Below are 12,356 nucleotides of genomic sequence, written 5' to 3' on the forward strand. Positions count from 1 at the left end.
ATGTCGCTTGCAGATTGAGGCCTATGCCCGATAACAACGGTAACCCTATCGCCATTCACGAACTGGCACTTGCCTACGGCAACCATCGCGTTCTCGACGGTCTTTCGCTTACCGTTCCCGCCAGCAGCATCACGGCGTTGCTGGGCGGCAACGGAGCCGGCAAGTCCACCACCTTGTCCGCTCTCCTTGGCTTTGTGCGCGCCGATGCGGGACAGATCGCAGTCTGCGGCATCGATCCAGGGACTGACGCTGACGCGGCACGCCGACGCATTGCCTATCTCCCCGAGAACGTCGCGCTGTACGAGCATCTGAGCGCGGTCGAAAATGCCGATTACCTGTTGGCACTCGCCGATCAACGTCAGGACCGAGGAACGATCACCGCTGCGCTGGCTGCTGCCGGATTGCAGAACCGGGCGTGGGACCAGCGGCTGGGCGGCTTCTCCAAGGGGATGCGGCAGAAGGTTGCGATTGCGGTGGCGCTGCTGCGCGAAGTCCCGGTGCTGCTGCTCGACGAGCCGACCTCTGGTCTCGACCCGCGCGCAACCGCCGACTTCAACGCGCTGCTGCTGAAAGTGCGCGACCGTGGCACCGCGGTGCTGATGGTAACGCACGACCTCTTATCTGCCGCCGATGTCGCCGACCGGATCGCCTTCCTTGAACAGGGCCGGATCGTCGAGGATGTCACGGCCACCGGGTCCGAAAGATTCGACATTCGCGCCCTGCACGCGCGATTCCAGGTCGGCGTAGGGACCCGTGCGGCGTGAGTGCGACCCACCTGATCGCGCGTGACGAACTTCGGTTGATGGCACGCAACCGCGTGGCGGTGATCGCGCTTGTTCTGCTCGTCCTGCTGACCCTGGCGGCTGTACTCAGTTCATGGTCGCACCAACGCGGCATCGCCGAGCTGCGCATGCGGCATCAGCAGGTGGCTGCTGCGGCGTTCAAGGCTCAACCTGATCGCCACCCGCACCGCATGGTCCACTACGGCACCTTCATCTATCGTCCGCTGGGAGCGTTGGCCGCGTTCGATCCCGGTGTCGACGCCTTCACGGGCAACAGCATGTTCCTCGAAGGCCACCGCCAGAACAGCGCCAATTTCGGCGACGTCCGGCAAAGCTCCTTGCTGGTCCGTTTTGGGCAACTCACCCCCGCCTTCGTCCTTCAGGTAGTCGCCCCATTGCTGCTGATCTTCCTGGGCTTCGGCGTGCTGGCGGGCGAGACCGAACGAGGAACACTGCGATTACTGATGCTGCAGGGTGTCTCGCGCGGACAGCTCGTGCGTGGCAAGCTTGCCGCGCTCGGGATCGTGGCATTGATCGTCGGATTGCCGGCGATGGTCGGTTTTGTCGCAGTCGTCGCGCAACCCGGTACGCTGGCGTTACCAATGGCAGCCATCGGGCTAGGCTATGCGCTGTATCTTGCATTGTGGGTCGTCCTGATTTTGCTCGCGTCGGGCTTTGCCCGGCGCGGGCGCGATGCCCTCCTTGCACTGCTGGCAATATGGACGGTCGCGGTCGTGCTGGTGCCGCGCATCGCCCCCGACATTGCGGGGGCCGCGGTGCCGCTCCAGAACCGTCTTCAGACCGATGTCGCCATCGCGCGCGACCTGCGCCAGCTGGGCGACAGTCACAATCCCGACGATCCGCATCTGGCGGCCTTCAAGCAGTCGGTTCTGCAACGCTATGGCGTAACCCGGGTCGAGGATCTGCCGGTGAATTACAAAGGACTGTTGGCAATGGAGGGGGAGCGGCTGACGTCCGGCTTGTTCGATCGCTATGCAGGTGCCAGCTTCGCGGCGCAGACCGCTCAGAACCGGTTGGTCGATGCGATCGGTGTCCTGAGCCCAACGATCGCGATCCGCGCGCTGTCGATGGCTGCGGCGGACACCGACTTTGCCGGACATCGTCGCTTCCTCGAACAGGCAGAGACGTATCGCTACGCCCTTGTGCAGCGTCTTAATCGGATGGAGGCGAAGAATGTCAGCTACGCCGACGATATCGCCGAGGATGCGGGTGCCGATCGCCGCAAGCGAATTGCAGCGGACAATTGGCAGCATATGCCCGATTTCGCCTTCATTGCGCCAAGTGCCTCGGCGCTTGCGGCCGCGGCGCTGCCCGGGATCAGTATTCTGGGACTGTGGTTGGCAGTCGCCACCCTGCTGCTCACGCGGGTGACTCGCCTTCTGGGAGCCCGTCAATGACCCTGTGGATGCATGAACTGCGCCTGCTGCTCCGTGCGCGGTTAAGCGTCGTGGCACTGATCCTGATGGCCATACTCACCGCTGCTGCGGTCACTGCAGGCATGGTGGAAATTTCCCGGCAGCGTACCGCGATCGCCGCAATCCCGGCCGCGCAATCCGAAGATATCGCGGCCGTTGCCGACTATGTCGACCGGACCAAGGACGCGGGCAGTGCGGGCTATTACAGCTTCCACCCAACCTGGGACGCACCGTCCCCCCTAGCCTTCGCCGCACTCGGGATGCGCGACGTCTCGCCCTACATCCTGCGAGTCCGGGCGTTGGGGCTGGAAGCGCAGATCTATGACGGCGACATCTTCAATCCTGAACTCGCTTTGCCAGGCCGGTTCGATTTTGCGTTCGTCCTCGTCTTCCTCGCGCCGTTATTTGTGGTCGCGTTGTTCCATGATCTGACGTCCGGAGAACGCGAGGCTGGGCGGCTGCGGATGCTGGATGCTCTACCACGGGGTGGCGCAAAGCTGCTGCGTCGACGTATGCTGCTGCGTATCGCGCTGTTATGGGCGGCGCTTGCCGTGCCCTTCCTCGTTGCCGCGGTAGCGTCCGGTGTCGGGGGCGCAGCGATCTTTGCGGTTCTCGCCGTAATCCTCGCTTACCTCCTGTTTTGGACAGCGCTCGCCGCATTGGTCGCGAGACTCCGCTGGAGCTCGGTTGCAAACGCTGCAACGCTCGCAGCGTGCTGGCTTGTGCTGGTGCTCGTCCTGCCGACACTGGCGCACGTCGCAATCAACCGCGCCGTGCCGATCGGTCAGGGCGCAGAGATCGCGCTTGCCCAGCGCGAGATGGTCAACCGCGCCTGGGACATTCCTCGCGAAACGACGATGCGCCGCTTCTATGCCGGTCATCCCGAATGGGCGGACTCTGCCCCGCTCGGGTCGGCCTTCCATTACAAATGGTATTTCGCCTTCCATCAGCTTGGTGACGAAAGCGTCGCGACCAAGGTCCGCGCCTATCGAAGCGGGTTGGAACGCCGCGATGCCGCTGCGCGCATGCTTGGGTGGGTGCTGCCTTCGGTGGGAGTACAGGCTTTGCTGACCCGGCTGGCCGATACCGACGTGCGCGCACAGCTGGCATATCAGGACCGAGTGCGTGCCTTCCACGCCAGGCTGCGCAATTTCTACTACGGGTATCTGTTTCGCGACCGGCCGTTTGGCAGGGTCGACTTCGGTCGGGCACCGATCTTTGCCGCTCGCATGAATACAGCGGGTGGATCAAACGAGGCCGCTGACCGGCCCTGAAACCACCCTTTACGGCGGTGAACGGCTCACCCGGAGCTATCAGGCTGTTCGCTGATCAAAACACGGCCATCGGCAGCCTGAGCAACATAATAGAATAACATCACTTAAGGGGTCTACATGCGTTCATTTGCGATAGCGCTTGCCGCCACAGCTGCGATGCCGATGCCTGGGTTTGCGCAGGAGGTCGTTCGGGAAGCCGACGCAGTCGAAGACAATGATGAGGCCCGGGAGATCGTCGTTACGGGCAGTCGTTTTGGCGGCCGCACGACAACGCAATCGTCGACGCCAGTGGACGCCATATCGCGTGAGGCGCTGCAACAGAGTGGGCGTGTCGATCTCATCCAGATGCTGAAGGTTCAGGTGCCGAGCTTCAGCGCCCCGCGACCGCTGGCATCAGGTGTCGGCGATTTCATCCAGCCACCTTCCCTGCGCGGACTAGGGGCCGGCGAACTGCTTGTGCTGATCAATGGCAAACGTCGCCACACCACAGCCGACCTCAATTCGAGCAACGGCATCGGTCGCGGCGACGTCGCGGTTGATTTCAATGCCATTCCGACCCTTGCCATGTCGAGAATCGAAGTGCTGCGCGACGGTGCTGCCGCCCAATACGGCTCGGACGCGATCTCGGGGGTGATCAACATGATCCTCGACCGCTCGCTCGGCACCATCGCGCAGGCAGGCTATGTGCAGACCACGAAGGGCGACGGTGACACCTACGAGGCAAGCGCCTCCACCGGCATCCCGCTCGGAGCGAACGGGGTCCTGCGCCTGACCGCAGCTTACCAAGACCGGGACGGCACTAATCGTGCGCGGGCAGATACGCGGCAGCAGTATTTCGGGACGAACGCCGCTGGTCGGCCGGTCGCGCCTTCTGGCAATTATGGCTCCGGTGTTGGACTGACACCATCGAACGGGACGCTCGACCCGCGGGAAGCCAGGTTCGACCGGAACGTATTTCAGCAGGGCGATCAGCCAAACCGAAACTACCAGCTCTTCTACAACCTCGTCGCGCCCCTGCCAGGGGGCACCGAACTCTACAGCTTCGGTGGCTACAATCGCCTCGACGGCGACATCCAGTACTTCTTCCGCCGTCCTGGACAGGACGAGACGGTACGCGCGCTCTACCCGGACGGTTACAGCCCAGGCCTCGACACCAGGCTGGAGAATTTCTCCACCGCGATCGGTCTGCGTGGAGACGATCTGGCAGGGTTCGGTTGGGACCTGTCGACCGTCTATGGCGTCAGCACCGTCCGCACGACTTACGTCGACAGCGTCAACGTGTCCTTGGGGGCTGCCTCCCCGTCGCGCTTTTACCGCGGCGGTAGCGACTTTTATCAATGGACCTCGAACCTCGATTTCACGCGAGAGATCCCGGTCGGTGACGATCAGCCGTTTAGACTGGCTTTCGGCGCCGAGTATCGCGAGGAAGCCTACCGTCTCTTCTCGGGGGCGCCCGATGGCTATCGCAATGGCGGCGTATTGATCCCGGATGGCCCCAACGCCGGTCGTCCAGGGCCGATAGGTTCGCAACCCGGACCGAGCAACGGACCCGATGATCGTGCCTCGATCACTCGTGACAGCGTCGCGATGTATGGCGAAGTGGAAAAGCAGTTTTTTGGCCGGCTGTTGCTGTCAGGTGCGGCCAGGCACGAACGTTATTCCGACTTCGGCAGCACCACGAATTTCAAGGCTGCCGGGCGGCTCGGTCTGTTCGGCGGGCTTGCGCTGCGAGGCTCTTACAACACCGGCTTTCGTGCGCCTGCGCTGGCACAGTCCGGCTATAACGCATCGAATACGCTGATCCTCAACGGTGCCCAGGCGATCGTACGAGTGGCGGCAGTCGACAATCCTGCAGCGCGGCTGGCAGGCGCGACTGACCTGAAACCTGAACAGTCACGCAACGTATCTATCGGTACCGTCTTCGAGGCTGGCGGTTTCACAGCGACACTCGATGCCTACCGGATCAAGGTGCGTGACCGCATCGCCATCTCATCGACCTTTCAGGACGCCCGCCTGACCAGCTATTTGGCAGCCAACGGGCAGTCTGGCTTCGCTGCGTTGTCGTTCCTGACCAACGCGGTCGACACGGAGACAAAGGGCATCGATCTGGTCATGAACTACCGACATCGCTTTGGAGGCGGAAGCCGGATCACAGCCACGCTTGCCGGCAATTACAACAAGACGACGTTCGACAGAATCGCGGGCACCCCGGCACCGATCGCGGCGCTGGGCATCACCACGCCACTCTTTGATCTCACCCAGCAGCTCCGCTTCTCTGACAGCCTACCGCGCGACAAGATCACGCTGGATCTGAACTATGCGCGAGGGCCGTTTACGTTCTCCGTCACCAACACCCGGTATGGTCGCGTCGCGACGGTAGCGTTGCTCAATCGTACGCCGGCTCAAGTCGCAGCATTGGTACAGGGCTATGACGTTCGCTTGGTTCCCTCGGTAGGTAGTGCGGCGAACTCGGACATCATCCAGCGCTTTGGTGCCAAGATTCTGACGGATATCGATGTCGGCTGGCAGGCGACCCGTGCGCTTAGGCTCAGCGTGGGAGCGCAAAACGTCTTCAACATCTATCCGGACGAAAATATCGCCTCAACGGTCTCTAGCGTTGCGGTCGGGAGCAATGGCGCCGACAATGCCGGCACCCAGCCTTACAACGCCGTTTCCCCGTTCGGATTCAACGGTAGATCAGTGTTCATGCGCGGCAGTTACAGCTTTTAACACGGCATGACTCAGGACGGAGTGTTGAGCGTAGCGATAACTGAAAGGGACCTGCTGCGTCGCTTCCCTCGAACGAGGCGCTGGCTGGGACGGGAGTCTCCCGCCCTTCGCACTGTCTGAACGATGACGCCAGTTCGTGGGCACCTATGTGGAAAACCCAGTCGCAATTACGATTATGCGACAAACAGGTGTTTTGCGACACTTGGGCGGGTCGCATGTAGCGCTGACAAGCCGCGCCGATCAGCATCGACGGTTACACAGCAATCGGCTGTCCTGCTGTCGCGAAAGTTAGGACTTCCGCGAGAATGCCGCGGAAGTCCTATGTGATACGGGCTTTAGGTGACTTGCTTAGATTGTGATCTCGCCCTCATCGCTACCATCCCAGTAGCGGATCGCCTTTGCATCGACACGGATCATTACGATACCGGGTGTGTCGATGCCCTCGGGAAAGTACCGATCGAGATCCTTGGTCCAGTGATCGGCGAACGCGCCTTTGTCCTCGATCAGCGCAGCGGCGCCTTCGACAGTTACAAACAGCGGGGGACCGCCGAGCATACCGACGGCACCGGTATAGCTAAGCGTGACGTGCGGATCGGCACGCAGGTCAGTAATCTTTCGCGAGTTTTGGTAGGCGAAAAAGTAGCTGTCGCCTTGGTATTCTACATCGCCGTTGTTGCTCATCGGGCGGGCTGTCAGGGTGCCATTGGGTGAGCGAGTGGCCATCATCGTGAAGTCCAACTTTGCCATCTTCTTTGACAGGTCGTGTAGGCTGAGGTCCGACATCGTGTTGCTCCTTCAAAGTGGGGCCATGAAAGTTTGCCCAAGCGGTTGCAACGAACATGGTGGCATAACGGTCGCGTGCGGCAATACGACTATCGGTACAATCGGGAACAGTTTTTGGAAAATGGACAGGTGAGACAGAGGCCCCTCCCCAGTTCTGCCGAGCCACCTCTGTTCGCAGTAGTTGCTAAGAACCACTGCTCACGACTGCAGATAACGATCCGTCCGGATTGCGCCCCTCACGAATTAGTACAGCATCCTGTTGCACTTGCCGGATATCTTGCGGACTGCCTTCTCTAGCCGGCGGAAGCGCAACCTCGGCAATTCCCCCGACGTTAGCCGAACCATGGAGCGCACCTGCTATCTCACGATCAAATTCGCCTGCTTCGATAGCGGCCCGCATGTTCACTAGGTAGTCGGCAAAGCGGTCAGCGGGAATGAAGTTCGTCGTTTGACCACCGATCGTCAGTGTCGCCCCATTTCGCGTCGTGGGCGTGAAGGCAACATGCTCGCCGTCACGGACGAACCATACTCCTGAATGAACACCGTCGGTCGCCCATGCCTTTTCGGCCAGATGTAAGTCCTGCAAAACCTCGTCACGGTCGGAAATTGGGTCAGCAGATGGCGACGAGACGACATCCTTCAAAGCAGACTTGGCCGCGTTAACAATGTTTTCTAGTGCCATTTCACTTCTCCAATACGGCTCCGGGACGTTATGAACGCAACGGTCTAATTTGCAGATCGGGCGCAGGTTCACTGAATCAAATCGCCAGCGCCCCGCGTGGTCGGGCGTGCGGCTGATGTCGCCGGGCGCGCTCAGCAACGTCCATGTGCTGCGGCTCGACTTCGACGGGCAGCTCGCCACCAATGACATCAAGGAAAGCGACTACGCTGAGTTCGCCACCGATGGCAAAACGCTCAAAGAGAATAACCTGAAGCCATAAACAGACGAGCATGCCGCCGTCGTGACATCGTCTAACGACGGCGGAGACCCGCGTGGTTGTTCATGGTCGCCGCTTCCTGCTTGCCCAAACAGTCAGCGACGAGAACTTGCGCTAGGAATTCATTGTCGCGGCATGGTCAGGGCGGCTTCGTTTTTGACAATCATACGCCGCCACAATGGCAGGATGGGGATCCCCGCCTGATACCCAACCGTTCGCCAGCGGCCGTTCCGCTGCACCTGCAACGATGTCCAAAACGGCGACGTATCGCGGTAGGCCGTTCGCACCAGCAATCGGCCTGATCCAGCTATCAAGGCTTCAAGCCCTTCCGCGAGGTCAGCCGGCAAGCCGATTTCCGGATTTCCAGGGGCCGCCCCATCAAGCGCCCACCCATCGCCCCAGCAATGGATCGAGCCCTTCTCGAGCGCCAGCGTGACCGCGAAGGAAAGCCCCGGCTGCACGGGGAGGGTGCAGACGACCTCGAAAGACACGTCGTCCGGCCATTGCAGATCAAGATGATGTCGCTGCGCCAGATCGACAAAGGCGGCGCGGGCGGCTGGGTGATAACTCGCCCATGTCCAACCGCTATCTGCCAAGGCCCGCGCTGATCCCAGCGCATGTGGGTCTGTCGATCCGACCGGCCAGGCCAGCACCCGTGCCTTGCCCTGCTCGAACTGGTCGTCAGAGATAAGACCTCGCTCCCGCAGTTCCTGTAGTTCGCGAATTTCGCTAGCGAGTGACCGGATCGGTGTCGGTGTAACGACCGCCTTTCGCGATGGCAGACACAGGAGCAACGCGACGGCAATGGGGCCGGTGAGCGCGCCTAGGATCGTCCACAGGATCACAGAACGATCCCTCACAGTGGCAATCACGCCGCTCAGGATCGTACTGACGAACATGGACAGAATAAGTCCGTTCATATGCCGATTCCCTTCACGGCGAGGGCGCGCGCAGACAGCGGCACGGCTCCAGGCAGCAAAGCTAGCACATGGGCGGCCAGCGGCACGGCACCGAGATTGGCCGTGAAGTTCAGCAGCGATCCGTAGAAGGTGAAGTCAAGATTGACGGTGCCCCTGCCCTGCCGGACATCGACACATTCGATTTCGGCATAACGACGTTTCCGCTGGCGAGCGACGCGGAAACGAATGCCGTCAGGTTCGATCACGAACAGCGGTTTGGCATTGTTCGACGCGACCGCATACCACCACGGCAGACCGCGGACTCCGGTGAAGGTCGCAAGCACGGGTATCGTTGCCGCGCCTGCCCCGTCGACAGTGATGTTAGCAACCACGGCTCGTTCGTAGGCGCGACGTCCCAGCCGCGACGACAGCCAGGCCATCCCGCGGTACGTCGCATATGCCAGTCCGACGAACGCCATCCCCTGGAGGACGAAGACCAGCGCAAACCCCAGGGCTGTCCACGTGGTTTCAGGTACTTTTTCTTCGTCGGACACCGCTTCGCGGTCGTCCCCCTGGCATGGCCCCAGATAGCGGCTTGTCGTGTCGAAGGACTGAGCCAACTCCGCCTGCATGCCTGCCCGTGCCACCAAGGTTTCGGTGGAAAGCCGATACTGGCGGGCCAGATCACCTGATAGCTCCCGTTGTATGATCAGCAGCGTACCGGGTTGGCCACTTTCACATTCCACCCTGGAAACGATCCCGGCAGTTGTTTTCCTGACTTTGGCGGCAGTGCAGTTCGCAGGCCATAAACTGAGCGAGTGCAACGGTGCATCGGCAGCGACGCAGCATCGGACTGGTGCAACTTGCGCAGCACCGGCGATGCTGACCCGGGTCTCCCATAATCCAGCCCGCTGCCCCTGGCCGACCGCGGGCATGAAGATCAGAACACCCGGTAGCAGCTTGAGCCACCGCATGATTGAGCCGGGACAGCTTATAATTAGCATCGTCTGTTGTGGCGTATGAACAATCGAAGGTCCGATTTGAATCGCAGCAGCTCGCTGGTTGGCGGGTGGCGCTGCCCTAACTCATATGTACTTCACGCGAGATGTCAGGCGAGGCCTTTGGCAGGGGCGGCTACTATGTCCTCGTTATCGTCTGCCTCATTAAGCTGGCCAAGCTCGCCAGACGCCCGCGCTTTTCTACCATACACAAGCTCGAACAGGGGCGATGCCATCAGCGTCGTCACGATGGCCATGACGACCAGCATCGAGAACAGCGCAGGACCGATGATGCCCTTTTGCAGACCAATGTTGATGATGATGAGCTCCATCAACCCGCGTGCATTCATCAGCGTGCCGACCGCCATGGCGGTCGCATTGTCCTGACCCGTGACACGGGCTGCCGCCCAGCATGCCAACCCTTTGGCCGCAACCGAACCCACTAGAATCACGGTAGCGATGGCAGCCAGGTTGAGGCTGTTGACCATTGTGAGTTGCGTGTTGAGCCCTGAGAAGGCGAAGAACATCGGCACGAGCAGCGCTGTGGTAAACGGTTCAACCTGCTTTCTAATCTCACGGGTCAGCAGCCCACGCGGCATTGCCACACCGAGCAGAAAGCCTCCGAACACCGAGTGCAGTCCGGCAGCGTCCATAGCCCAAGCGCTCAACCCAAACAGCATGACCGCGACGGCCAGGATTTGCGGGGTGACCTTACCTTCACGCTCCGCCCAACGGGCAAGTGGCGCCAGCAGCTTTGGACCCAGGACAATCATGAACGCGGCAAACAGACCGCCGCCAACGATGGCCTTGATGGCGACCTCCGGACCTCCGCCAAAGCTCGCCAGGACGATCGCGAGCACCGTCCACGCACCGGCATCGTCGATTGCACCGGCAGACAGTGCCAGCGAACCGAGCGGCGTCTTCGTCAGCCCGCGTTCCTGAATGATGCGCGCGAGCACGGGAAACGCGGTGATCGAGATACAGGCACCCATGAAAAGCGTCGCCTGGACGCTGGTTATGCCTTTGCCGAAGAGATCGAGGTTGAGGAGCCACGGCGTGAGCGCCACGGCAACGAGGAAAGGCGCGGCCATGCCAGACACTGAAACAGCAACCGCGCTCCTTGCGTTCAATCGGAAATGGTCGGTGCGGAAGCCAAGGCCGACGAGAAACATGTAGAGCCCGACGCCGAGCTGGGCACAGACATACAGCACCGGCTTTGCATCCTTGGGGAAGATCATCGCCTGGACGTCGGGCGCAAGCAGCCCGAGCAGCGACGGCCCCAGGATGACGCCGGCGATCATCTCCCCGATGACTTGCGGTTGATCGAAGAAGCGCTTCATGATCCAGCCCATCGCACGGCATGCGGCGACGATGACGAAGACCTGCAAAAAGAATGCTACGCTCAGCTCAGATAGAGCCATATGTCCCCCCCATGCGCCAGCCAGCCGATCGATTGTCGATTGTGTCCGCGGTGCCGCTACCTACCGCGGAAGAAGACGCAAATCGGGGCCGATTTCAAGCCGGATGCATTGCAGATGGTACATGCACTCAAGCATTCCTGATGATCGCTCCAGGTTCTGTTGCCCAAGCGCCACAGGGTAGTCGTTCTAATGTCACGCCTTCAGCGTGGACCGCGATCATGCCCCCATGGCACAGGGATCGGTAGAACGTTGCAGGGTCCGGTTCGGCGTAAGCTCAGTTCGTAAGGAGGCTCAGTCGCGTGCCTGCCATATCCGATACACCGAGCTTGGCAATTCTGCTAACGATTGAGCAGTTGTAGTTGATGTGGTTACCGCGGTTTGGTCTCCATCGTTGTGGGTAATCTGAGAATATGAGACGGCCATTTTTCCCCATGATGCTTGCTGGTGCAACCCTGCGTGACCGCCTTTTTGCGTGTATTGGGGGGGTAATCGGGGTCGCACTGACGAGCCTCGTGTGCGCTATGGCGCTGCACGGATCTGAGCCGCTCCCGTTGCTGGTGGCGCCGATCGGCGCTTCTGCAGTGCTAATTTTTGCCGTCCCGGCGAGCCCATTGGCACAACCTTGGTCGGTGGTCGGCGGTAACATCATATCGGCGCTGGTCGGCGTAACAGCGGCCCGCTTCGTACCCATACCGTATCTGGCGGCAGGGGTTGCTGTGGGCGGGGCAATTCTGGTCATGTCGCTCCTACGCTGCCTGCATCCCCCCGGCGGGGCTGCTGCGTTGACAGCAGTGATCGGTGGGCCTTCAGTGCTGGAAGCTGGTTACGCTTTCCCTCTCGTCCCGGTCGGCGTTAATTCACTGATCCTAATCTTGGCTGGCATCGCGTTCCACCGGGTTTCGGGCCATTCCTACCCGCACCGCGCAGTCCCGGTAGTAGGTCACAAGCTTGCTGCATCCGAGTTAAGCATCCCGCACCCCCTAGACATCGACCTTGCGCTCGCGGATCTCGGAGAAACCTTCGATGTGAGCCGGGAAGACCTCGACCTGCTGTTCCGGCGTGTTGAGTTCCACGCGGCCAGTCGGGCGGCAAGCG

At 61.1% G+C, this 12,356-nt stretch carries 10 protein-coding genes and 1 pseudogene; 6 read left to right on the forward strand and 5 right to left on the reverse strand.

Annotated features, from left to right (window positions below; translation table 11 throughout):
* Positions 1–23 precede the first annotated feature (23 nt).
* The 4 genes from ASE79_RS15545 (at position 24) to ASE79_RS15560 (ending at position 6,222) form a co-directional block, all read left to right on the forward strand.
* Positions 24–764: an ABC transporter ATP-binding protein gene (locus tag ASE79_RS15545; RefSeq protein ID WP_056418692.1), complete on the forward strand. Its 741-nt coding sequence runs from the start codon at positions 24–26 to the stop codon at positions 762–764.
* On the forward strand, positions 761–2,200 hold the full coding sequence (locus ASE79_RS15550; RefSeq protein WP_056418695.1) for an ABC transporter permease: 1,440 nt from the start codon (positions 761–763) through the stop codon (positions 2,198–2,200). Before ASE79_RS15545 ends, ASE79_RS15550 begins: the two co-directional genes overlap by 4 nt.
* Complete coding sequence (locus ASE79_RS15555; protein WP_056418698.1) at positions 2,197–3,492, forward strand: DUF3526 domain-containing protein; 1,296 nt, start codon at positions 2,197–2,199, stop codon at positions 3,490–3,492. The genes ASE79_RS15550 and ASE79_RS15555 overlap by 4 nt, the downstream gene beginning before the upstream one ends.
* Before the next feature lie 117 nt (positions 3,493–3,609).
* Complete coding sequence (locus ASE79_RS15560) at positions 3,610–6,222, forward strand: TonB-dependent receptor plug domain-containing protein (protein ID WP_200910399.1); 2,613 nt, start codon at positions 3,610–3,612, stop codon at positions 6,220–6,222.
* A 348-nt stretch (positions 6,223–6,570) separates the two neighbouring features.
* Here the strand turns inward: ASE79_RS15560 and ASE79_RS15565 are convergent, their stop codons facing one another.
* Positions 6,571–7,005, reverse strand: coding sequence for a pyridoxamine 5'-phosphate oxidase family protein (locus ASE79_RS15565; RefSeq protein WP_056418705.1), 435 nt, complete (start codon positions 7,003–7,005; stop codon positions 6,571–6,573).
* Positions 7,006–7,189: 184 nt separating this feature from the next.
* Positions 7,190–7,687 carry a hypothetical protein gene (locus tag ASE79_RS21070; protein ID WP_146168889.1) on the reverse strand — a complete coding sequence of 166 codons (498 nt, stop codon included), beginning with the start codon at positions 7,685–7,687 and terminating at the stop codon, positions 7,190–7,192.
* A gap of 106 nt (positions 7,688–7,793) precedes the next feature.
* On the opposite strand from ASE79_RS21070, the gene ASE79_RS15570 reads away from it, so the two are divergent.
* Positions 7,794–7,946 carry a hypothetical protein gene (locus ASE79_RS15570; protein ID WP_162237051.1) on the forward strand — a complete coding sequence of 51 codons (153 nt, stop codon included), beginning with the start codon at positions 7,794–7,796 and terminating at the stop codon, positions 7,944–7,946.
* 119 nt (positions 7,947–8,065) lie between these two features.
* Here ASE79_RS15570 and ASE79_RS15575 read toward each other — a convergent pair whose 3' ends face one another.
* The 3 genes from ASE79_RS15575 to ASE79_RS15585 all read right to left on the reverse strand — a co-directional run bounded on the left by ASE79_RS15575 (position 8,066) and on the right by ASE79_RS15585 (position 11,261).
* A complete protein-coding gene (locus ASE79_RS15575) occupies positions 8,066–8,863 on the reverse strand; it encodes an SHOCT domain-containing protein (RefSeq protein ID WP_056418710.1) in 798 nt (265 codons plus the stop codon).
* On the reverse strand, positions 8,860–9,816 hold the full coding sequence (locus ASE79_RS21075; RefSeq protein ID WP_146168890.1) for a DUF3617 domain-containing protein: 957 nt from the start codon (positions 9,814–9,816) through the stop codon (positions 8,860–8,862). Before ASE79_RS21075 ends, ASE79_RS15575 begins: the two co-directional genes overlap by 4 nt.
* A 134-nt stretch (positions 9,817–9,950) precedes the next feature.
* Positions 9,951–11,261 carry a cation:proton antiporter gene (locus ASE79_RS15585; RefSeq protein ID WP_056418714.1) on the reverse strand — a complete coding sequence of 437 codons (1,311 nt, stop codon included), beginning with the start codon at positions 11,259–11,261 and terminating at the stop codon, positions 9,951–9,953.
* A 521-nt stretch (positions 11,262–11,782) separates the two neighbouring features.
* Here ASE79_RS15585 and ASE79_RS21945 point away from each other — a divergent pair.
* A pseudogene (locus ASE79_RS21945) lies at positions 11,783–12,166 on the forward strand (HPP family protein); the annotation flags it as partial.
* Between the last annotated feature and the right edge of the window lie 190 nt (positions 12,167–12,356).

This window comes from Sphingomonas sp. Leaf28 (genome assembly GCF_001421685.1).
In the GTDB taxonomy this organism is placed as follows: domain Bacteria; phylum Pseudomonadota; class Alphaproteobacteria; order Sphingomonadales; family Sphingomonadaceae; genus Sphingomonas; species Sphingomonas aurantiaca.